At 52.6% G+C, this 21228-nt stretch carries 21 protein-coding genes, 1 tRNA gene and 1 pseudogene; 17 read left to right on the plus strand and 6 right to left on the minus strand.

All coding sequences use genetic code 11. The features are described 5' to 3' along the window. Positions 1-16: 16 nt before the first annotated feature. Positions 17-1450 (minus strand): 6-phospho-beta-glucosidase, encoded by a 1434-nt coding sequence (locus tag F3J31_RS13445; RefSeq protein ID WP_048224765.1) that lies wholly within the window; start codon positions 1448-1450, stop codon positions 17-19. A gap of 116 nt (positions 1451-1566) precedes the next feature. Further along, positions 1567-2298 (minus strand): MurR/RpiR family transcriptional regulator, encoded by a 732-nt coding sequence (locus tag F3J31_RS13450; protein WP_021242053.1) that lies wholly within the window; start codon positions 2296-2298, stop codon positions 1567-1569. A 265-nt stretch (positions 2299-2563) separates the two neighbouring features. Here F3J31_RS13450 and F3J31_RS13455 point away from each other — a divergent pair, with 265 nt between their 5' ends. Then, entirely contained in the window at positions 2564-3223 is a 660-nt protein-coding gene (locus tag F3J31_RS13455) for a hemolysin III family protein (RefSeq protein WP_045335239.1), read from the plus strand. Positions 3224-3307: 84 nt separating this feature from the next. On the opposite strand, the gene ygfZ is transcribed toward F3J31_RS13455, so the two are convergent. After that, entirely contained in the window at positions 3308-4288 is a 981-nt protein-coding gene (gene ygfZ / locus F3J31_RS13460) for a tRNA-modifying protein YgfZ (protein WP_167213592.1), read from the minus strand. 294 nt (positions 4289-4582) lie between these two features. On the opposite strand from ygfZ, the gene sdhE reads away from it, so the two are divergent. Beyond that, entirely contained in the window at positions 4583-4849 is a 267-nt protein-coding gene (sdhE, locus tag F3J31_RS13465; RefSeq protein ID WP_006178375.1) for an FAD assembly factor SdhE, read from the plus strand. Beyond that, positions 4830-5240: a protein YgfX gene (locus F3J31_RS13470; RefSeq protein WP_021242050.1), complete on the plus strand. Its 411-nt coding sequence runs from the start codon at positions 4830-4832 to the stop codon at positions 5238-5240. The genes sdhE and F3J31_RS13470 overlap by 20 nt, the downstream gene beginning before the upstream one ends. A 6-nt stretch (positions 5241-5246) precedes the next feature. Here F3J31_RS13470 and fldB read toward each other — a convergent pair whose 3' ends face one another. After that, the gene (fldB, locus tag F3J31_RS13475; protein ID WP_167213595.1) at positions 5247-5768 is read right to left on the minus strand and encodes a flavodoxin FldB; all 522 of its coding nucleotides are present in this window, start codon (positions 5766-5768) and stop codon (positions 5247-5249) included. Between the two features lie 101 nt (positions 5769-5869). Here fldB and xerD point away from each other — a divergent pair, with 101 nt between their 5' ends. The 5 genes from xerD (at position 5870) to lysS (ending at position 11963) form a co-directional block, all read left to right on the plus strand. Then, positions 5870-6766, plus strand: a complete 897-nt coding sequence (gene xerD / locus F3J31_RS13480) for a site-specific tyrosine recombinase XerD (RefSeq protein ID WP_008499709.1) — start codon at positions 5870-5872, stop codon at positions 6764-6766. 28 nt (positions 6767-6794) lie between these two features. Next, positions 6795-7508 carry a bifunctional protein-disulfide isomerase/oxidoreductase DsbC gene (gene dsbC, locus F3J31_RS13485; protein ID WP_023333302.1) on the plus strand — a complete coding sequence of 238 codons (714 nt, stop codon included), beginning with the start codon at positions 6795-6797 and terminating at the stop codon, positions 7506-7508. Positions 7509-7513: 5 nt separating this feature from the next. Continuing rightward, positions 7514-9247 carry a single-stranded-DNA-specific exonuclease RecJ gene (gene recJ, locus F3J31_RS13490; protein ID WP_167213598.1) on the plus strand — a complete coding sequence of 578 codons (1734 nt, stop codon included), beginning with the start codon at positions 7514-7516 and terminating at the stop codon, positions 9245-9247. A gap of 90 nt (positions 9248-9337) precedes the next feature. After that, positions 9338-10436 (plus strand): peptide chain release factor 2 gene (gene prfB, locus F3J31_RS13495; RefSeq protein ID WP_095908218.1). Its coding sequence is split into 2 segments (ribosomal slippage): positions 9338-9412 and positions 9414-10436, totalling 1098 coding nucleotides; the frame shifts between segments, so codons are not numbered across the junction. Positions 10437-10445: 9 nt separating this feature from the next. After that, on the plus strand, positions 10446-11963 hold the full coding sequence (lysS, locus tag F3J31_RS13500; protein WP_021242046.1) for a lysine--tRNA ligase: 1518 nt from the start codon (positions 10446-10448) through the stop codon (positions 11961-11963). Positions 11964-12001: 38 nt separating this feature from the next. Here the strand turns inward: lysS and idi are convergent, their stop codons facing one another. Further along, positions 12002-12544, minus strand: coding sequence for an isopentenyl-diphosphate Delta-isomerase (idi, locus tag F3J31_RS13505; RefSeq protein ID WP_167213600.1), 543 nt, complete (start codon positions 12542-12544; stop codon positions 12002-12004). A gap of 163 nt (positions 12545-12707) precedes the next feature. On the opposite strand from idi, the gene actS reads away from it, so the two are divergent. The 4 genes from actS (at position 12708) to F3J31_RS13525 (ending at position 15238) form a co-directional block, all read left to right on the plus strand. Continuing rightward, entirely contained in the window at positions 12708-13451 is a 744-nt protein-coding gene (actS, locus tag F3J31_RS13510) for an amidase activator ActS (protein ID WP_205246253.1), read from the plus strand. Positions 13452-13531: 80 nt separating this feature from the next. Next, positions 13532-13605: transfer RNA gene (locus F3J31_RS13515), tRNA-Gly, on the plus strand. Between the two features lie 545 nt (positions 13606-14150). Further along, complete coding sequence (locus F3J31_RS13520) at positions 14151-14726, plus strand: hypothetical protein (RefSeq protein ID WP_154818063.1); 576 nt, start codon at positions 14151-14153, stop codon at positions 14724-14726. A gap of 155 nt (positions 14727-14881) precedes the next feature. After that, positions 14882-15238 carry a hypothetical protein gene (locus F3J31_RS13525; protein WP_063622400.1) on the plus strand — a complete coding sequence of 119 codons (357 nt, stop codon included), beginning with the start codon at positions 14882-14884 and terminating at the stop codon, positions 15236-15238. 1900 nt (positions 15239-17138) lie between these two features. Here F3J31_RS13525 and F3J31_RS13530 read toward each other — a convergent pair. Then, a pseudogene (locus F3J31_RS13530) lies at positions 17139-17342 on the minus strand (hypothetical protein); the annotation flags it as partial. On the opposite strand from F3J31_RS13530, the gene vapB reads away from it, so the two are divergent. The 5 genes from vapB (at position 17299) to F3J31_RS13555 (ending at position 20686) form a co-directional block, all read left to right on the plus strand. Beyond that, positions 17299-17529: a type II toxin-antitoxin system VapB family antitoxin gene (vapB, locus tag F3J31_RS13535; RefSeq protein WP_021312767.1), complete on the plus strand. Its 231-nt coding sequence runs from the start codon at positions 17299-17301 to the stop codon at positions 17527-17529. The pseudogene F3J31_RS13530 and the gene vapB sit on opposite strands and share 44 nt — an antisense overlap. Continuing rightward, positions 17526-17942 (plus strand): type II toxin-antitoxin system VapC family toxin, encoded by a 417-nt coding sequence (locus F3J31_RS13540; RefSeq protein ID WP_167213603.1) that lies wholly within the window; start codon positions 17526-17528, stop codon positions 17940-17942. Before vapB ends, F3J31_RS13540 begins: the two co-directional genes overlap by 4 nt. Positions 17943-17963: 21 nt before the next feature. Beyond that, complete coding sequence (locus tag F3J31_RS13545; RefSeq protein ID WP_167213606.1) at positions 17964-18707, plus strand: hypothetical protein; 744 nt, start codon at positions 17964-17966, stop codon at positions 18705-18707. Between the two features lie 224 nt (positions 18708-18931). After that, positions 18932-19513 carry a hypothetical protein gene (locus F3J31_RS13550; protein ID WP_063622397.1) on the plus strand — a complete coding sequence of 194 codons (582 nt, stop codon included), beginning with the start codon at positions 18932-18934 and terminating at the stop codon, positions 19511-19513. Between the two features lie 138 nt (positions 19514-19651). Next, the gene (locus tag F3J31_RS13555) at positions 19652-20686 is read left to right on the plus strand and encodes an Abi family protein (RefSeq protein ID WP_063622396.1); all 1035 of its coding nucleotides are present in this window, start codon (positions 19652-19654) and stop codon (positions 20684-20686) included. The last annotated feature ends 542 nt before the right edge of the window (positions 20687-21228 follow it).

Consider the following 21228-nt stretch of genomic DNA (forward strand, 5'->3'; position numbering starts at 1 on the left):
GCCACCGGGCAAAAAATCACAGCGCCTCGCCGTTGCTGGCAATCACGCCCTTATACCACTCGAAGCTCTTCTTACGGGAACGCGACATGTCGCCCGTGCCGTCGTCGTGCTTGTTCACGTAGATAAAGCCGTAGCGCTTGCTGTACTGGCCGGTGGTGAACGACACGCAGTCGATACAGCCCCATGGCGTATAGCCCATCAGATCCACGCCATCGTGGGTGACGGCCTTGATCATCTCTTCCACGTGGGCACGCAGGTAGTCGATGCGATAGTCATCGTTAATGCTGCCGTCTTCTTCCACCTTGTCGTAGGCGCCGAAGCCGTTTTCCACGATAAACAGCGGCTTCTGGTAACGCTCGTACAGTTCGCACAGGGAATAGCGCAGGCCTACCGGGTCAATCTGCCAGCCCCAGTCGGAGGCCTTCACGTGCGGGTTCGGTACGCTGCCTTCGAAACCGGAAATGGCATCGCCGGTACCGCCTTCCGCTTTCACCGCGTTGGTCATGTAATAGCTGAAGCCCAGGTAGTCGCAGGTGCCTTCACGCAGGATCTGCTCGTCATCCGCTTCCATTTTAATGGAGAACCCGCGGCGCTCCCATTCGTTCAGCACGTAGGACGGGTAGTAGCCGCGCAGTTGGACGTCGGTAAAGACGTAGCGCTCGCGCATTGATTCCTGGGCGAACATCACGTCTTCCGGTTTGCAGGAGAACGGATAGAGCGCCACCATCGCCAGCATGCAGCCGACTTTCATCTCAGGGTTGATGCGGCGCGCGGCTTTCACCGCCAGGGCGCTGGCCACAAACTGGTGGTGCAGGACCTGATACATGGTCTCTTCCGGATTTTCATGTTCGGTATAGACCACGCCCGAGCAGCAGTAGCCGAACAGCGGCGCGCGCCAGTTACGCTGGTTGTTGATTTCGTTGAAGGTCATCCAGTATTTGACCTTGTTTTTGTAGCGCTCGAAGACCACTTCCGCGAAGCGCACAAAGAAATCGACCACTTTACGGTTGGTCCAGCTACCGTACTCCTTCACCAGGTGCAGCGGCATTTCGAAGTGGGAGAGGGTGATCACCGGTTCGATGTTGTATTTCAGCAACTCATCGAACATGTCGTCGTAAAACTTCAGCCCTTCTTCGTTTGGCTGCGTTTCGTCACCGTTCGGGAAGATACGCGTCCAGGCAATCGAGGTGCGGAAACACTTGAAGCCCATCTCGGCAAAAAGCTTAATGTCTTCTTTGTAATGGCCGTGGAAATCAATCGCCTCATGATTGGGATAATATTTCCCCGGCACCACGTCCTGCGTGATTTCGCGCGGTACGCCGTGTGCGCCGCCGGTTAATACGTCGCAAATGCTTGGCCCTTTGCCGCCTTTGTTCCAGCCGCCTTCAACCTGGTGAGCGGCAACCGCGCCACCCCATAAAAAATCTTTTGGTAAGGTCAATTTTTTCATCGCTGCTATTCTCAATAAATGGCTTATTGGCATCGAGTCTAGCAAAGCGAAATTAAATGTCACGATATAACAAATTGGGCATAATGTGATTTGTTACATCAAAAAAACAGGATGTTTTATTCTGCAAGTTTCTTCGCCAGCTTACGGCCGAGAGATTCCAGAATATAGATGACGGGAATTTGCGTGGTGATATCGTAGACGCCTGCAATACGCGTCTGGGGAACGTGCCAGGAGAGATTAAAGTCGGCCAGTTTTGCGAGACGCGAGTGCTCGTGGCTGGTAATGGAGAGCACCTTGCAGTGATGCAGGCTAAACTGGCTGGCGAAGCGCAGGATCTCCTCGGTCTCACCCGAGACGGAGAGCACAATCGCCAGCGCATTTTTCGCCATGTCATTGGTGACCGGAAAATAAGGGTCATCAATATGGTTACTGAATTTTCCGATATTAGAAAAGAAACGTGCGCCATATTTTGCCAGCGAGCCTGACGTTCCTGCGCCGACAAATATAATGCGTTCCGACGATAAAATAATATCGACCGCACTATCTAATAACGCGTCGAACTCTTCATTATTTACGCTTTTAAAGAAGCTGATAATTTCGCTGGCGCCGAAGTTCGCCTGCTGGGGCTCGTTCTGTTCAAGATAAAGCTTAAAGCGTACGCGAAACTCCGAGTAGCCTTCGCAGTTAAGCTTGCGGCAAAAGCGCAGGATAGTGGTCGTCGAGACACCCGCTGCATCCGCCAGCTCGCGGATGGTCATGTACATGACTTTGTCACGGTTTTTAATGACATAGTTGTAGACCATCATCTCCAGGTTATTGAGACTGGCAATGGCGGAGTGGGTAAACATACTCACAATGGCATAACTCTTATTCAGACCTCATATATCCATCATAACATGCGGCCAGACGGCAGGATCCATTTTTATGCTCTTGATTCTTAATGGTTAAATTTTAATGTGAACAAATGTTAGATGAAAAATTCATTTATGCCTATGATTTTTAGGTATAAATCCTGAAGTGAAATTATTTTAGCTAACAGGTGTTCACTGGAATCATTCTCAGTTAGCATAGTGATGCGATGAATAATCATCTTTTGTTTTCCCGGAGTTTTGTATGGTGAGTAGACCATTAATCGCACAGGGATATTCGCTGGCTGAGGAAATAGCCAACAGCATCAGCCACGGCATTGGCCTGGTGTTTGGGATTGTCGGTTTAGTGTTATTGCTGGTGCAGGCGGTCGATGCCAATGCCAGCGCAATGGCTATTACCAGCTACAGCCTGTATGGCGGGAGCATGATCCTGCTGTTTCTGGCCTCGACGCTGTATCACGCGATCCCGCATCAGCGGGCCAAGATGTGGCTCAAGAAGTTTGACCACTGCGCTATCTACCTTCTTATTGCAGGCACCTACACGCCGTTTCTGCTGGTGGGGCTCAACTCACCGCTGTCGCGCGGCCTGATGATTGTTATCTGGAGCCTGGCGCTGCTCGGGATCCTGTTTAAGCTCACCATTGCGCACCGGTTTAAAGTGCTGTCGCTGGTCACCTATCTGACCATGGGCTGGCTGTCGCTGATCGTGGTGTACCAGTTGGCAATCAAACTGTCGATAGGGGGCGTCACGCTTCTGGCCTTAGGCGGCGTGGTGTATTCGCTCGGCGTCATTTTCTACGTCTGCAAGCGGATTCCGTACAACCATGCCATCTGGCACGGCTTTGTGCTGGGCGGCAGCGTGTGCCACTTTTTGGCGATTTATTTGTATGTGGGGCAGGCGTAGTTTTTTGTCGGGTGGCGGCTTCGCCTTACCCGAGCTACGGGATTAGTAGGCCCGGTAAGCGCAGTGCCACCGGGCGATACAGCATCACTCTTCCAGTGAATAGGGCAGAGGCTCGATGCTCAGTGTGTTCACATCGTCGCGCACGCGGAACACGCTGTCCGCTTCCATGTCGTTGTTCATAACGGCCTGCACCAGAAGACGTCCATCATCCAGCTGTACGGCGGCTAATACGGTGCCGGTACGGCGCCAGTTTTCACCCATCTTCAGCTCTAAATCTTCCCCTGCTTCAGGTACGCGGCTGGCATGGCCCGCGAGTGTCCATAGCGCGCGTTTGTTTGCCCCGCGGAATTTCGCACGTGCGACCATCTCCTGGCCGGTGTAGCAGCCTTTTTTAAAGCTGATGCCGCCCAGCGCCTGCAGGTTCGTTGCCTGAGGAATAAACTGCGCGCTGTTTGCGGCGTCAATAATCGGCAGACCCGCTTCGATGTTCAGCGCCAGCCACTGCTGACTGTTGTTAAGCTGCGCTTCGCCGCGCAGCGCCTCGGTGACGCGCTCGGCGGTTTCAGCATCGGTGACTAACAGAAAACGCTCTGCCGGGTGTTCAAACCACAAGATGGAGGTCGTGCCTTCGCTGACGAGCTGCTTTTCGGCATCCGGCAGTTCGCTGAACAGATTTTTCAGCGCCGCACGCGCCTGGAAGCCAGCCACACCCAGCAGGACATGTTCGTCGTCCGGGGCGATAGTGACTTTGGAGAAGACCGCGTATTTTTTCAGCTCTTTGAGCTGGGCGTCACGCAGGCTGCGGCGCTCAATAAAGGCAAAACCGTCCTGACGGCGGAACAGACGCAGGTTGCTCCACATTTTACCTTTTGGGTCGCAATGGGCGGCCAGCAGGTGCTGGTGTTCTGTCATCTGACTGACGTCGGCGGTCACCTGGCCCTGCAGATATTTTTCGGCGTCGGCACCGGTGAGCGTCGCCAGCGCCCAGTCGTCAAGAGAAATAAGCGTCAGCGGCAGACGCGCAGAGGCGGCGGGCTGGCGAGGAGAAAATGGTGTAAAGGCCATAACGATATCCTGAATTGCTTAACGCTTTGATAATGCCTAATGGTAAAAGAGCCTGCAGGCAATGCAAGCGCTTTCAACAGGCCATTTGTGCCATAAACCGGTTGTGCGTAACACCACGCAAAATAATGTAATCCTCTGTCTTTGTAGGGATTATTCTGGAAGCCTGTTCGTCGATCGCAATATTCCAGTAATGAAACGCTCAAAAACACGTTACACTAGCTGGTGTCCCCGTAGAGAAATAAAGAACACTGAATGGGGTACCGACTGTGCCAAACGTAATGCAGGAAACTGAACATGGATATTAACAACAAGGCCCGTATTCACTGGGCGTGCCGTCGCGGCATGCGTGAACTTGATATTTCCATCATGCCTTTCTTCGAATATGAGTATGACACCTTAAGCGACGATGATAAGCGTCTGTTTGTTCGCCTGCTTGAGTCTGACGATCCGGATTTATTCAACTGGCTGATGAACCACGGCAAACCCGCCGACACCGAGTTGCAACGGATGGTGCAATTAATTCAAACACGGAATCGGGAACGTGGTCCTGTGGCAATCTGATCTTCGCGTCTCGTGGCGCTCGCAGTGGATGTCTTTGTTGCTCCACGGCCTGGTTGCGGCCTTTGTGTTACTGATGCCGTGGCCGCTGAGCTATACGCCGCTGTGGCTGCTGTTACTCTCGTTTGTCGTGTTTGACAGCGTACGCAGCCAGCGTCGCATTAATGCCCGTCAGGGAGAGATCAAGCTACTGATGGATTCCCGCCTGCGCTGGCAGGGAAAAGAGTGGGATATTCTCGGTATGCCCTGGATGCTCAACTGCGGCATGATGTTACGGTTACGCAAGGTGGACGGCGGGCGTTGCCAGCATCTTTGGCTGGCGGCTGACAGTATGGATGCTGCCGAGTGGCGAGACCTGCGCCGGATGCTGTTGCAACAGACGACGCAGGGGTAATGCGCGTTAGCTAAACTTTTCTGCCATTTCGCCCAGAATCTGCTCGCACCAGTTTTGCAGGCGTTCATCGCTAAGATCGTACTGGTTGGTTTCATCCAGCGCGAGCCCAACAAACAGCTCGCCGTCGGCAATAATCGGCTTTTTACTGGTGAACTCGTAACCTTCGGTTGGCCAGTAGCCGATGAACGACACCCCTTTCGGCGCCAGCTTGTCGTGCAGCATGCCGAGCGCGTCCAGGAACCACTCCCCGTAACCCAACTGATCTCCCATCCCGTACATGGCAACAATCTTACCGTCGAGATTGACTGAGTCGAGTTGAGCCCAGATGGCTTCCCAGTCTTCCTGTATCTCACCAAAATCCCAGGTTGGGATGCCCAGGATCAGTACATCGTACTGTTCCATCAGCGCGACCGCGTCATCTTTCAGGTTATGCAACGTCACCAGTTCCGGGCCAATGATGTCGCGAATTTTCTCTGCCGCCATTTCGGTGTAGCAGGTGCTGGAACCATAGAACAGACCAATATTCATCGCGTAACTATCTCAATTCTTGCGTTGACTTTGCGCGTAGTGTACCAGAAACCGGTCACAATCAGGCATAATGACCTGACTGCAGAATCAAAGGGGCTGATGTGGAAAAGGATCTCGCACTCGTTGAACAGTTTCTCGACGCGCTGTGGCTGGAAAAAAATCTGGCCGAGAATACGCTCAGCGCCTATCGGCGCGATCTTACCATGCTGGTGGAGTGGCTGGCCCGTCGGCAGCTCTCGCTGGCGAGCGCGCAAAGCGACGACCTGCAGGCACTGCTCGGTGAACGTGTAGAAGGGGGCTACAAAGCGACCAGTTCTGCGCGCTTGCTCAGCGCCATGCGTCGGCTGTTCCAGCATCTCTACCGTGAGAAGATCCGCGAAGACGATCCCAGCGCGCTGCTGGCATCCCCAAAACTTCCGCAGCGTCTGCCGAAAGATCTCAGCGAAGCACAAGTTGAGAGATTATTACAGTCACCGGCAGTTGACCTGCCGCTGGAGTTACGCGATAAAGCCATGCTTGAGCTATTGTATGCTACCGGCCTGCGCGTTTCGGAACTGGTTGGCCTGACGATGAGCGACATCAGCCTGCGTCAGGGCGTGGTGCGCGTCATCGGTAAAGGAAACAAGGAAAGGCTGGTTCCGCTGGGCGAAGAGGCGGTTTACTGGCTGGAAACGTATCTGGAGCACGGTCGCCCGTGGCTGCTCAACGGCGCGTCTATCGACGTTCTGTTTCCGAGCCAGCGCGCACAGCAGATGACGCGGCAAACGTTCTGGCATCGCATCAAGCATTACGCCACACTGGCCGGTATCGACAGTGAAAAGCTTTCGCCGCACGTATTGCGTCATGCCTTCGCGACGCATCTGCTCAACCACGGCGCGGATTTACGCGTGGTGCAGATGCTGCTGGGACATAGCGATCTTTCCACGACGCAAATTTACACCCATGTCGCGACGGAACGCCTGCGGCAGCTACACCAACAGCACCACCCTCGTGCGTGAGTGCCGACGAATTGTAACAGGATCAACTATGAAAAAGAGTTTCGCGCTGTTCACCCTGCTGGCAGCCTCCTTTACCGGTTTCGCCCATGCTGACGACGCCGCTATCAAACAGTCGCTCGCTAAGCTTGGCGTCACCGGCAGCGATATTCAGCCAGCACCGGTCGCCGGAATGAAAACGGTACTGACCAACAGCGGCGTGCTGTACGTCACCGAAGACGGTAAACACATTATTCAGGGGCCAATGTACGACGTGAGCGGCGCGCAGCCGGTCAACGTGACCAACCAGCTGCTGATGAAAAACCTGAATGCGCTCGAAAAAGAGATGATCGTTTATAAGGCGGCGCAGGAAAAACACGTCATCACCGTCTTCACCGACATCACCTGCGGCTACTGCCACAAGCTGCATGAAGAGATGAAAGATTACAACGCGCTGGGTATTACCGTGCGCTATCTGGCCTTCCCGCGCGCGGGCGTACAGAGCCAGCCAGAGCAGGACATGAAGGCCATCTGGTGTGCGAAAGACCGCAACAAAGCCTTTGATGATGCGATGAGCGGAAAAGAGGTTAAGCCAGCCTCCTGCGATATCGACATTGCTAACCACTACGCGCTGGGCGTGCAGTTTGGCGTGAGCGGTACGCCAGCGATTGTCCTGAGCAACGGGTATGTCGTTCCGGGCTATCAGGGACCAAAAGAGATGAAAGAGTTCCTCGACGCGCACCAGAAACAGGTTAGTGGTAAATAATCCGCGTGAAAGCCCCGATAAAATTGCGCCGCCGCGAGGCGGTTGAACCGGTTGATTTACCGGACGATCTCCCGCCGTTGCTGAAGCGCCTCTACGCCAGCCGCGGCGTGCGTCGCGCTGAAGATCTTGAACGCAGCGTGAAAGGGATGCTGCCCTGGCAGCAGCTGAACGGCATCGAAAAAGCCACTGAAATGCTCTACAACGCGCTGCGTGAGAACACGCGTATTGTGGTAGTAGGGGATTTCGACGCCGACGGCGCCACCAGCACCGCGCTGAGCGTGCTCAGCCTGCGCGCGCTGGGCTGCGATAACGTTACGTATCTGGTGCCGAACCGTTTTGAAGACGGCTACGGCCTCAGCCCGGAAGTGGTCGATCAGGCCCACGCCCGCGGTGCGCAGATGATCATGACCGTCGATAACGGGATCTCTTCCCATGCGGGGGTCGATCATGCCCACGCGCTGGGGATCCCGGTGCTGGTTACCGATCACCATCTCCCCGGTGAAACGCTGCCTGCCGCCGAGGCGATTATTAACCCCAACCTGCGCGACTGTGATTTTCCGTCGAAATCCCTTGCGGGCGTAGGTGTGGCGTTTTATCTGATGCTGGCGCTGCGTACACTGTTACGCGATAAGGGCTGGTTCGAATCCCGCGGTATTGCCGTACCGAACCTGGCCGAATATCTCGATCTGGTGGCACTGGGTACCGTCGCTGACGTGGTCCCGCTCGATACCAATAACCGTATTTTGACCTGGCAGGGCTTAAGCCGTATCCGGGCAGGCAAGTGCCGTCCGGGGATCAAGGCGCTGCTGGAAATCGCCAACCGCGACCCGCTCAAGCTGGCGGCAAGCGATTTAGGCTTTGCCCTTGGGCCGCGCCTGAACGCGGCCGGAAGACTGGACGATATGTCCGTTGGCGTCGCGCTGCTGCTGTGCGACAACATCGGTGAAGCGCGCGTGCTGGCCAACGAGCTGGACGCCCTGAATCAGACACGTAAAGAGATTGAGCAGGGGATGCAGGCCGAAGCGCTGACCCTGTGTGAAAAGCTTGAACGCAGCGGCGATACGCTGCCGGGCGGCCTGGCGATGTACCATCCCGAGTGGCATCAGGGCGTGGTCGGCATTCTGGCGTCGCGCATCAAAGAGCGCTTCCACCGCCCGGTGATCGCCTTCGCCCCCGCGGGCGACGGCACGCTGAAAGGCTCTGGCCGCTCGATTCAGGGCCTGCATATGCGCGACGCGCTGGAGCGTCTCGATACGCTGTATCCGGGCCTGATGATCAAGTTCGGCGGCCATGCGATGGCGGCTGGCCTGTCGCTGGAAGAGGCGAAATTCGACGAGTTCCAGCGCCTGTTCGGCGAGCTGGTCACCGACTGGATTGACCCGTCCCTGCTGCAGGGTGAAGTGGTGTCCGATGGCGAGCTTTCACCGCTTGAGATGACGATGGACGTGGCGCAAATGCTCCGCGATGCCGGTCCATGGGGACAGATGTTCCCGGAACCGCTGTTCGACGGCCGTTTCCGCCTGCTGCAGCAGCGCATCGTCGGCGAGCGTCATCTGAAGGTGATGGTGGAACCGGTCGGCGGCGGCCCGCTGCTGGATGGCATTGCCTTTAACGTTGACACGGCGGTATGGCCGGACAACGGCGTGCGCGAGGTCGAGCTGGCGTACAAACTGGACATCAACGAGTTTCGCGGTAACCGCACCCTTCAAATCATCATCGACAATATCTGGCCAATTTAGCGGCAGTAATCTCTATAAAAAAGGGCGTGGATTCGGTACAATCCCGCTCTTATCACCGCATTTTGACAAGTCCATAAAAGAAAACAGACCATGTTTGAAATTAATCCGGTAAAAAACCGTATTCAGGACCTCACGGAGCGCTCTGACGTTCTTAGGGGGTATCTTTGACTACGATGCCAAGAAAGAGCGTCTTGAAGAAGTAAACGCCGAGCTGGAACAGCCGGACGTCTGGAACGAACCTGAACGCGCACAGGCGCTGGGTAAAGAGCGTTCCTCTCTCGAAGCTATCGTAGATACGCTGGATCAAATGGCCCAGGGGCTGGAAGATGTTTCCGGTTTGCTGGAGCTGGCCGTCGAAGCCGACGACGAAGAAACTTTTAACGAAGCCGTAGCAGAACTCGACGTGCTGGAAGAGAAGCTGGCGCAGCTTGAATTCCGTCGCATGTTCTCCGGCGAATACGACAGCGCTGACTGCTATCTCGATATTCAGGCAGGTTCTGGCGGTACCGAAGCGCAGGACTGGGCCAGCATGCTGATGCGCATGTATCTGCGCTGGGCCGAAGCGCGCGGCTTCAAAACCGAAATTATCGAAGAGTCTGAAGGTGAAGTGGCCGGTATTAAATCCGTCACCATCAAGATCATCGGTGATTACGCCTACGGCTGGCTGCGCACTGAAACCGGCGTTCACCGCCTGGTGCGTAAGAGCCCGTTCGACTCCGGCGGCCGTCGTCATACCTCCTTCAGCTCCGCGTTTGTTTACCCGGAAGTTGATGAAGATATCGATATCGAAATTAACCCGGCGGACCTGCGTATCGACGTTTATCGCGCATCCGGCGCGGGCGGCCAGCACGTTAACCGTACGGAATCGGCGGTGCGTATTACCCACATTCCAACCGGGCTGGTCACGCAATGCCAGAACGACCGTTCCCAGCATAAGAACAAAGACCAGGCCATGAAGCAGATGAAAGCGAAGCTTTATGAGCTGGAGATGCAGAAGAAAAATGCTGAGAAACAGGCGATGGAAGACAACAAGTCTGACATCGGCTGGGGCAGCCAGATCCGTTCTTACGTCCTTGATGACTCCCGCATCAAAGACCTGCGTACCGGGGTTGAAACCCGTAACACGCAGGCGGTGCTGGACGGCAGCCTGGACCAATTTATCGAAGCAAGTTTGAAAGCAGGGTTATGAGGAACCAACATGTCTGAACAACAAGCACAGGGCGCTGACGCGGTAGTCGATCTTAACAACGAACTGAAAACCCGCCGCGAGAAGCTGGCAGCGCTGCGCGAGCAGGGCGTGCCGTTCCCGAACGATTTTCGTCGTGACCACACCTCAGACCAACTGCACGCTGACTTCGACGCGAAAGAGAACGAAGAGCTGGAAGCGCTGAACGTTGAAGTGGCCGTTGCGGGCCGCATGATGACCCGTCGTATCATGGGTAAAGCCTCCTTCGTGACCCTGCAGGACGTTGGCGGCCGTATCCAGCTGTACGTTTCCCGTGACGATCTGCCGGAAGGCATCTACAACGAGCAGTTCAAGAAGTGGGACCTGGGCGATATCCTGGGCGCAAAAGGTAAACTGTTCAAAACCAAGACCGGTGAACTGTCTATCCACTGCACCGAGCTGCGTTTGCTGACCAAAGCCCTGCGCCCGCTGCCGGACAAATTCCACGGCCTGCAGGATCAGGAAGCGCGCTATCGTCAGCGCTACCTGGATCTCATCTCTAACGATGAATCCCGCAAGACCTTCAAAATTCGCTCCCAGATCATGGCCGGTATCCGCCAGTTCATGGTGAACCGCGACTTTATGGAAGTGGAAACCCCAATGATGCAGGTGATCCCGGGCGGCGCGTCTGCGCGTCCGTTCATCACCCATCACAACGCCCTGGACCTGGACATGTACCTGCGTATCGCGCCGGAACTGTACCTGAAGCGTCTGGTGGTTGGTGGTTTTGACCGCGTGTTCGAAATCAACCGTAACTTCCGTAACGAAGGGATCTCCGTTCGTCATAACCCAGAGTTCACCATGATGGAACTCTATATGGCGTACGCGGATTACAAAGATCTGATCGAACTGACCGAATCCCTGTTCCGTACGCTGGCGCAGGATATTCTGGGCACCACGCAGGTTCCTTACGGTGAAGAAGTCTTCGACTTCGGCAAGCCGTTCGAAAAACTGACCATGCGCGAAGCGATCAAGAAGTACCGTCCGGAAACCAACATGGCGGATCTGGATAACTTCGATTCTGCGAAAGCGATCGCCGAAAGCATCGGTATCAAGGTTGAGAAGAGCTGGGGTCTGGGCCGTATCGTGACCGAGATCTTCGAAGAAGTGGCCGAAGCGCACCTGATTCAGCCGACCTTCATTACCGAGTACCCGGCTGAAGTCTCTCCGCTGGCGCGTCGTAATGACCAGAACCCGGAAATCACTGACCGCTTCGAATTCTTCATCGGCGGCCGTGAAATCGGCAACGGCTTTAGCGAGCTGAACGATGCGGAAGACCAGGCTCAGCGCTTCCAGGACCAGGTTGACGCGAAAGCGGCAGGCGACGACGAAGCGATGTTCTTCGACGAAGACTACGTGACCGCGCTGGAGCACGGCCTGCCACCAACGGCGGGTCTGGGGATTGGTATCGACCGTATGGTGATGCTGTTCACCAACAGCCACACCATCCGCGACGTGATCCTGTTCCCGGCGATGCGCCCGGTGAAGTAAGGCGTTAAGATGTAAAAAAAGCCCCGAAAGGGGCTTTTTTATTGCGCCGCGAAGGCTTTGAGTTTTTCGCGGGCGGTTGTCGCTTCCATGACCATCCACGGGCTAAAGGCCCAGGGCGTCGCGTCCAGCGCGCGGAATAGCGCGTCCAGCTCAACCCACTGATAGTCCATCACTTCATCTTCGTTTATCGTCACGTCATTGGTGATGCGGGCGGCGAACACCGGGCAAATTTCGTTTTCCACGATCCCGGACGGGTCGGTTTCCCGATAGCGAAATTCAGGGGCGACGGCGGTGATATCGCTCAGCTCCGCACCCACTTCAAAGCGGCAGCGGCGGATTATCGCCTGGACTGTCTCTTCGCCCGACTGCGGGTGGCCGCAGACGGAGTTGGTCCAGACGCCGGGCCAGGCTTTTTTGCTTAAGGCGCGTCGGGTGATCAGACATTCGCCTTTTGCATTAAAAAGCCAGGAAGAGAACGCCAGATGCAGCGGGGTATGTAACGTGTGCGCGGCATATTTTTCCTGAGTGCCAATCACCATTCCCTGGTCGTTTACCAAAATAACGTGTTCTTGAATACTCATTGATGCTCCAGTGCCAAATTGCCGAGTGGTTCAGCACCATCAGCCGAAGCATTATACTGCATTCTTATACGAACGGTTTGGCTCGTAGAGCGGAAAAGGGCATGACCCCTGTTCGTTTTGGCTGTTATCATAGTGCGCCATTCACGCTGACCGAGGATCTGTTTTGTTTGCAGGAAGCCTGACGAGAAAACCCCTTACCGCTATTTTTTGCCTGACGCTGACGCTATTACTGGCGGGTTGTTCAGGGAGCAAATCTTCGGATACGGGAAGCTATTCCGGTTCGGTCTACACCGTCAAACGCGGGGACACCCTGTACCGGATTTCGCGCGCAACGGGAACCAGCGTGAAGGATCTGGCTCGGCTGAATAACCTCTCGCCGCCCTACACCATCGAGGTGGGGCAGCAGCTGAAGGTTAGCGGCGGATCGTCCGCGGGCAAAAAGTCCTCTTCGAAAGGTAAAACCGCCAAAGTGACGCCGTCCTATCAGGTGCCGCAATCGTCATGGCCGCCGGTTGGACAGCGCTGCTGGATTTGGCCTGCCAGCGGTAAAGTGGTCACCCCTTACTCACTCTCTGAAGGTGGCAACAAGGGTATTGATATCGCCGCTGCGCGCGGTACGCCGGTTTATGCCTCCGGCGCGGGGAAGGTGGTTTACGTCGGTAACCAGCTGCGTGGCTACGGTAACCTGATCATGATTAAGCATGGCGAAGACTACATCACGGCCTATGCGCACAACGACACGATGCTGGTCAACAACGGGCAGAACGTCAAAGCCGGACAGAAGATTGCCACCATGGGTAGCACCGGTACGGATTCAGTGAAGCTGCATTTCCAGATCCGCTATAAGGCGACGGCCATCGATCCGCAGCGCTATCTTCCTGCGCCCGGCAGCAAACCGAAGTGCTAAGTGATTATTTAATCGCCGGTTAGTTGTGAAGAGGCTTGTATGAAGGTGCGTAAGGTCTATAATGCCTTACGCACCTCAAAGCGGGCGTAGTTCAATGGTAGAACGAGAGCTTCCCAAGCTCTATACGAGGGTTCGATTCCCTTCGCCCGCTCCAATCTCCTGATAAATCAATAAGTTATGATTTAGCAGTTGGTTACGTTGCCCCGCTTTAGCAGGTACAACTTAAACTACCCATTGTTCTACGCCCGCACCTGTCGCGTGATTGGTCTGTGGTACAAGGGAGCATATCATCACGCTGGCGGTGGTTCAGGTTCTTACCGCGACAGCAAAACAACGAACAAAAAGCCGCATATCTGGCATAACTCCCGAACAGGTTGATCATACGCATTTAAGCCCGATGTGTGGCCCTATGAGCCACGTAAACAGGTGAAACGTACCTGCAAACGATATGCAGGCCCTTCCAGCGCTTCGCTCACGCTCCGAAAGGTACACGAGCACCCTCATAAGGTGTGATCCCTCTGACAATCTGATTAGGTCACTGGTGACTTTCGCAAAGCGAAACCAACCAGGTTGGCCTGATGCAGTCGCTATGCTCCGCTTGTTGCTTGTACCACTAACGGGGCTTTATGGCTTCTATTGTCAAAAATCTGGTTCGCTGTAAAATTGAGCATAAAGAATAGCTTAATAAGAAGAATTTCTATGGCATGGTTGAAAGACCTTAGCAAAGACAGCATATCGGGCGTTATCGTTGCACTTGTCACTGGCGGAAGTGGGATCGCCGTCGTTGTGTGGCTATGGAATTACATTAAGCAGTTCTTCCATTGGTTAATGGACATCCTTACCTTCCCAGTAACAATGCCCTTATGGATGCTCCTCATTTTATCGATCTTATTATTGGCAATTTTACCTACTGTCGGATTTGTAATGCGCCGTCGTATTGCAGCGAAACCTACAGGACAAGAGGGCAGTTTTTTGCATTATACTTCGGATAATATTTATGAAATGATAGTTTCTTGGGAATGGATTAAAGCATTAGGAGATCGCGGATACTCGTTAAGAAATCTTCACATGAGATGCCCTAAATGTGGAGGCCTTCTAAGCCAACACTCCAGCGTTGATTACTATAACTATGTTCCATATCCTATTATCAAGTGTAATTTCAAAGGTTGTGGTTGGAAAATATCTTCAGATATGGAACGATTAAGCTATGGAGAGATGCATACAAGATTAGCAGAAGAGATTGATAGACGTTGTTATCAAAAATTTAGAGGTTAATTTCGAGACTGATAAATTTGGAGTGAAAAATGTCAAAAGAATTACTGTCTATCTTTAGCGCTCTACTCTCCTTCATTGCTCTTATTGTCAGCATAACTGCTCTGTATAACACCTATCGATAAAGGAAAAATGCTGAGCATGAGTCCTTAAGAAAAATGAAAATTGATACAGTGAAAGAACTTCGTGAAGTTGAACTGGTTTATCGTGGAATATGTAGTGATACGGAAGAACTTATCAAGTCTATAGAAATGAGTACAAATATGAACCCTTATGGTAAGAAGGAACTTCTTAAGGGTGTCAGAGATAACCTTGGTTTCTTTACACAAAGTAGACAAGGTGTCACAAATATGCTCTCTAAACTTGATGAGAATTTTATGAGCATCAGCCGCGAAGAAATAGAAAATATTGCTCAATTCACTGCGTTTGAAGCGAATCGTTTAGCCGAGAATGGAAGAATAATTAAAGAACGCTTCAAAAATCTAAAGGAAATGATTTGTAGGGCACCCCATTAGCAAATATTAGGAATTATTTTGATTGTCTGCTGCATCGAACGTTCGGATATAAGGACTGGTTTGTGATCTAGTCACCAATATGAACAAGTATATGCTGTTTTCGTAAGTACACAGCCTCTTCCCGCCCTCTAACTCTTGTTCGTCGGAATTGCTCTAAATCCGAAAAAGTCAATCTTACAAAAAATTGGGGCGTTTTATCCCTTGAAAAGGAAGGGGCAATGAAGCCCCTTCAGTCTACATTAACCAGCGTGACGGTAGGATTCACGCACACCATCACGATAACCATCAGCAAACGCTGCCTGAGGACTTTTGTGGCGAACGGTTCCCGCCTGGCTATCAGGTAAGGCGGCTAAGTCTACCCAAACTTGCCCTGTGCGAGCCAAGCCTGCACGGTAACCCTGATCGTAAGCGCAGCCGCAACATTTATGGCGACCTTCACCACCTTGATCGTGAGGTAAGCTGATGAAAAGAGTATTGTAACGGTGTGACAGTTTACAAATGGTCATGCAATGCTCCTTATGAGCGTCATTTTATGGTTTACATGATCCTCTTTGCCTGGCACAATCAAGCCGTCAGAAATGAAGGCAAGGCTAAGATTCATACGGGTTTGGCGACTCGTATTGGTCATGCTTTGTAAGCCGGGTTCATGCAAATGAATCCGGTTTTTTTATGCCTAAAATTCAGGCGCAGCACTACATGTGGGGGTGGTCAATCAATGGCGGCCCCACATAGTCGATATTTTAGAGATGATTCTTTTGTGCACAAGGGTTTATTTTGACGTTAAGTTAAGGCTGCGAAAGGGTAAAAAAGGCTAAGTCCTCGTACCGTAAGGCCTGGAAGATATGTCAATAATTAAGAAAAAAAATTCAAAATTTGATCGAGTGCTGATTTCTTCAACATGGTTTTGAGTATGTGGATTCATGTTACTGGTAACTATGTGAAAAACACACGATTGAGTATTCGTCTCTGGTGCTTAAAATAATCAGGCACGGAACTTTTGGTGATCTGTTAGACCGCCAGCCCAGACCCTCCGTAAAAAACCAGAATGTTCACCAAATATCCTACAGCCGACACTCCCAGCAATGCACTTCACCATTTAATCCCATAGGCCATCACAACATGGAAAATTTGCCACAACAGAGCATTTTACTGTTCGTTTTCTGTTCTATTTAACATAATGGTTCTTATAAGTACTTGACTGGAATAGTCGGGTATTGCTTTTCGGAACGTTGACGCGAAGCTGGGTACACAACAGCGATTTCATCAACAGAAGGAAAGCATTCGGAGGAGTTGAGGTGAGTCCTCTTGTTCAAGGATTTTGGATGAGTTTGTCTGGTCATCACACAATTTCAGGTTTTAGCCCTTTGAAGCTGCCAGCGAACCAAACACGAGGAAAGTGCATTTTTCTCTTCATCAGCAGTGATAAGGCTACTACGGCGACGTTACCACAACGGGCTGAAGGCCTACCATCATTAGGCGAAATTTTCCCGCCCTAGCAGGTCACGGATACGTACCTTTTTCCACACCAGCGTATGCATTCCCGCCAATCCCTTCTACGCTTCACCAGAATCCCGTAGCGGCGTTATCTCCACACAACTGTGACTGACACACCGATAGCACGGCCCCCCTCTGAGAGGCTCTTACAGGCCTAGAAATGGACGGTTTTTCATTGTTTTTGCTAAGAAATTTTTTTCCGGCTTGAAATGAGGAGGGGTGTAAACTGAATGCCTCTGTTGCTCTCTCAACCTCTTTTAGCTGTTTCTGCATTTTGTCTAAACCTGTGATTTTGACGCTCATAACAACCTCCGGACTAAGTGAGATGTATCAACCTTTATAGATAGCACGTTGAAGATGAAGGGTAATGGATATTGCTCAAATTCCACGCGATTTCATTGAGATCCGAATTTACTTTTTTCGGATCTGACCGGAAAAAAGAGAAAATACAACATATGTTAAACATATCCATATGCCTAACATCTGCATATGCTATAACTATACATATGCTTTGCATCTGCATATACTGAACATAGTCATACAGGCCGGTCGGCCAGGAGGAAATGATGAGAACCGTATCCATTTTTAAAAACGGCAATAACCGCGCCATTCGTCTGCCCCGCGATCTGGATTTTGAGGGGGTGAGCGAGCTGGAGATCGTCCGGGAAGGGGACAGCATTATTTTGCGTCCCGTCCGGCCGACCTGGGGCTCGTTCGCGCAGCTGGAAAAAGCAGACCCGGACTTTATGGCGGAGCGCGAGGATGTTGTCAGCGACGAAGGACGATTTAACCTGTGAACAAGATCTATATGCTCGACACGAACATCTGCTCGTTCATCATGCGCGAGCAGCCGGAAGCCGTGCTGAAGCGTCTGGAGCAGGCTGTGCTGCGCGGTCACCGCATTGTGGTTTCGGCCATCACCTACTCCGAGATGAGCTTCGGCGCCACCGGCCCGAAGGCCTCGCCGCGCCACATTGAGCTGGTTGACGCGTTCTGCACCCGCCTCGATGCCATCCTGCCCTGGGACCGCGCTGCGGTGGATGCGACCACGGAGATAAAGGTGGCGCTGCGCCTCGCCGGGACGCCGATAGGCCCGAACGACACGGCGATTGCCGGACACGCCATCGCCGCCGGCGCCGTGCTGGTGACCAATAATGTGAGAGAGTTTGAGCGGGTGCCGGGTCTGGTGCTGGAAGACTGGGTTAAATAGAAAAATGAAAGGAATTAAGTTATGAGTGAACTGAAAATTGACAACCCGGCTCTGCGACTGCTCGACATCCTTGAACAAGGCAAACGTCATCAGGCCTCAGCTTCATGTCGTGAAGTCTGGAAAACATTACTGCTGGCACAGAATCTGTCTGAGCATCAGTTGCTTTCCCGGCTGGCACGAGTCATGGAACTTCCGGAGCGAATAGAACAGGTGAGGGAAGACCATTTTTCTTCACTCAGGAATAAATCTACCTACTGGAGAGGTCAGGTCGAAAGTGCATTTACCTCACAGTCTTTGAATGGGCGCTGGGATACGTTTCGAAACCACATAGATGAAAGAACCCTGTCCGAGCTGAGCCTGTTGTCTGATGTTTTTGAAACACGGGGTACTCACGCAGGCATTGCTACAGACGAAATCGAATCACTGCTAGTAAGAATTACAGAACTTCGCGGGGAGATACGCAGTGCTGAACTCCCTCTCACGATGAAAACCATGCTCCTCAGGCAACTATTTCAGATTCAGGAAGCGCTGGAATCGTACAGTATTTCTGGTATCGAACCCGTCATGGATGCCGTTCAGTCCACCCTGGGACTTGCCGTCATTGATCCTGAGTACAAACAGGAGATTAAATCAGGTTCAGGAAGCCAGTTTGGCGACAGAATATCCTCTCTGCTTGGGGATGTGGCAAATGTCGTGACCGTGGCCGGTGCGTTACCATCCCTTCCTGCTGCAATTCAAACGGCACTCAGCCTACTCAGTAAATAATATCTATCTCTGACGCCCTGAATTAAGGGCGTTCCAGATAGTCAGTACTTCCGGCTTTGGTATTTTTCGGATCTGCATCACAATGACAGATCGTCACGAAAAGTCACACGGCGCCTTGTGATGCAAATTAATGATTGTGATTCATTTGACATTTAATGATTCATTTGAGATTATGTGCGTCAGGATTAAGGTATATCACTGCTTCAGCATCACAGGGCATCATTATGACATTTCAGGAACAGGAACCAGACGTAAACAAAACAGCAACGCTTACGGTGCGAAATATCCCGCTTGATGTTGATGCTATGATTACGGTGCAAGCCAGCATCGCCGGGAAGTCCAAAAGCGATTTTCTGAAAGAGCTGCTGACACAGGAGTTTGAGGACCTGATCAAGAACTTCAGCCGGACCAGTCCGCTTGTCAGCCTGATGGATGAGGAGCTTGGCAGGCAGTACGGTGTAAAAGTCGCAGACCACTGGTTTGAGAATGAGATGATCACCGCCAGCAATCACAGGTACAGGATGCTGCTGAAGCTGGGCACGCATGATGATTTACAGCAGGTCATGATGAGGAACATGCCCTGGCTGCACCTGCGGGCAAGCCAGGTGCTGCACAGCCACTTCGCCTATATTCCCCGGGGCCTGTCCCTGACATTTTCACTTTTTAATGAAATTGCCAGCCGGGATGCGGGGACGATTAACCGGGTCTTCGGGGAGATTTTTTATCTGGCCGGTGCCGAGAAGTTTTACAGCGACATTAACGCCATCCGTGCCGCGATGAAACTTGAGCCCGTGGACGGGCTCTGAAACGAGAAAAGCCACCCTGAAGGTGGCTTTTCCGGACTACTATTGCCGCGTGAGACCTTTTGCAAGGCGACTCCGCTTTGATGGGGCTATTACGCCATACACACGCCACGTGTGTCAACGGTTTTTCAGGAAAGAAATATGACGGCTCAGCAACTGATCACCAGCGACAGGCTGGATATCTATGAAAAACACCTGAAAGTGAAGCCCGACCAGGTCATGGCAGCATACCACTGGAACAAGGCTCTCGCGGGCGCTATGCTGCCTGCACTCCAGTGCCTGGAAATCACGTTACGTAATGCCATCGACACGGGGATCCGAAGTTTTCCCCCGCCTGCGGCTACCGGCCTTTACGAAACAAACCACAACTGGATTTTTACACTCCCTCGCTATATGGGAAACCGCACTTTCCGGCGGGCTAATGAACGTTACAGGCTGGCTCGCAGAGGTGAAGCACGGGACGTCCATGGTTTTGCACTTGATGCGCACGGGAAACGGATCATCGCCCGAAAAATTTCCGTGGAGACGATGGTGGATAATGCCAAGTCCGAGATTGCACGGCTGAACAAAACGCTGACTCCCGGGCGCGTTATTTCGGGGCTTTCATTTGGATTCTGGACGCAGCTCCTGACGCGCCACTATGAAAATACACCAGGCCAGAGCCATAATCTGTTGTGGCCTCATCTGACTCACGTCGTTTTTCCACATGCGCCGCCCGGATGGGACAGGGAGAAAATATGTGATGCATTTTTCAGGATCAAGGACCTGCGCAATCGCCTGTCCCACCATGAAGCTATGTGGAAATTTCACTATGATGATCCAGCCACAAATAAGCCGGATTACAACAATCCTGTTTATGGCGCCCAGGCGAGCTGCAGCCTGCTCAGGAAACATTATGACGACATGATTGAAATGATTGGCTGGATGAGTCCCGACCGGAAAGCTAATTTCCTGAATCATTCATCCAGTCTTCGGTTCTATGCCCTGTGCTCGGTGGACGGTCTGAACAGCTACATAGCCCCGGAAAAAATTAAGGCACAGATTAAAGTTTCACGTGGTGGTAAAGGTATCAGCAGGTTAATCAGGATCCTCGAAAAAAATGAGTTTATCCGCATCGTGAAGGAGGGGCAGACAGTACTCACCATCGGTGCGGATAATTCTGTCGCCATTCCCTGACTGCAGTTGCGTTCATTCATCATCCGCTGCGCCCGGCAGGTTCCGAGTGTGGCTCCTTTTCGGATCTCAGCGGAGAAAAAGAGATGTCCGGAAAGGTATGGCATCCCCCAATGCAAATACTGTGTCTGAAGGGGCGCAGCACCACTGACCGTCCATGTCACATGTCAGGTAACAGGCCTGTCGCCCGGTTTGCTGACTTCAGACCATCACTCTTCTGGTTGCCAGATAGCGTTTGTCCCAGTACGGGTTACGCAGCGATGAAATCGTGACCCCTCACTGGCTGAAGCATGCATGAACCTGTCCTCTCCGAGGTATACCCCCACATGGCGCTGAGTCACTCCTGAACGGAAAAATACCAAATCACCGGTTTTAAGATGCCCGCGCGCCACACTGGTCCCTTTACGGATTTGTTCAGCGGTCGTTCTTGGGAGATGTAAGTTGTGCATATCCCTGAATATCTTCTGCATCAGGGCCGAACACTCTATATAGGCATTGGCTTATTATTCGGTACGTCCATTGGAAGCTGTATGGATTACTCAATG

The organism is Enterobacter sp. Acro-832, assembly GCF_011752745.1.
Lineage (GTDB): Bacteria > Pseudomonadota > Gammaproteobacteria > Enterobacterales > Enterobacteriaceae > Enterobacter > Enterobacter quasiroggenkampii.

Excerpts from the sequence above, each read along its gene's own strand:
- fldB (WP_167213595.1), bottom strand. The coding sequence starts at position 5,768 with ATGAATATTGGTCTGTTCTATGGTTCCAGCACCTGCTACACCGAAATG.
- F3J31_RS13555 (WP_063622396.1), top strand. The coding sequence starts at position 19,652 with ATGACGGCTCAGCAACTGATCACCAGCGACAGGCTGGATATCTATGAA.
- vapB (WP_021312767.1), top strand. The coding sequence starts at position 17,299 with ATGAGAACCGTATCCATTTTTAAAAACGGCAATAACCGCGCCATTCGT.
- F3J31_RS13455 (WP_045335239.1), top strand. The coding sequence starts at position 2,564 with ATGGTGAGTAGACCATTAATCGCACAGGGATATTCGCTGGCTGAGGAA.
- lysS (WP_021242046.1), top strand. The coding sequence starts at position 10,446 with ATGTCTGAACAACAAGCACAGGGCGCTGACGCGGTAGTCGATCTTAAC.
- F3J31_RS13520 (WP_154818063.1), top strand. The coding sequence starts at position 14,151 with ATGGCATGGTTGAAAGACCTTAGCAAAGACAGCATATCGGGCGTTATC.
- F3J31_RS13550 (WP_063622397.1), top strand. The coding sequence starts at position 18,932 with ATGACATTTCAGGAACAGGAACCAGACGTAAACAAAACAGCAACGCTT.
- F3J31_RS13450 (WP_021242053.1), bottom strand. The coding sequence starts at position 2,298 with ATGTTTACCCACTCCGCCATTGCCAGTCTCAATAACCTGGAGATGATG.
- F3J31_RS13445 (WP_048224765.1), bottom strand. The coding sequence starts at position 1,450 with ATGAAAAAATTGACCTTACCAAAAGATTTTTTATGGGGTGGCGCGGTT.
- sdhE (WP_006178375.1), top strand. The coding sequence starts at position 4,583 with ATGGATATTAACAACAAGGCCCGTATTCACTGGGCGTGCCGTCGCGGC.
- F3J31_RS13525 (WP_063622400.1), top strand. The coding sequence starts at position 14,882 with ATGAAAATTGATACAGTGAAAGAACTTCGTGAAGTTGAACTGGTTTAT.
- F3J31_RS13545 (WP_167213606.1), top strand. The coding sequence starts at position 17,964 with ATGAGTGAACTGAAAATTGACAACCCGGCTCTGCGACTGCTCGACATC.
- ygfZ (WP_167213592.1), bottom strand. The coding sequence starts at position 4,288 with ATGGCCTTTACACCATTTTCTCCTCGCCAGCCCGCCGCCTCTGCGCGT.
- dsbC (WP_023333302.1), top strand. The coding sequence starts at position 6,795 with ATGAAAAAGAGTTTCGCGCTGTTCACCCTGCTGGCAGCCTCCTTTACC.
- idi (WP_167213600.1), bottom strand. The coding sequence starts at position 12,544 with ATGAGTATTCAAGAACACGTTATTTTGGTAAACGACCAGGGAATGGTG.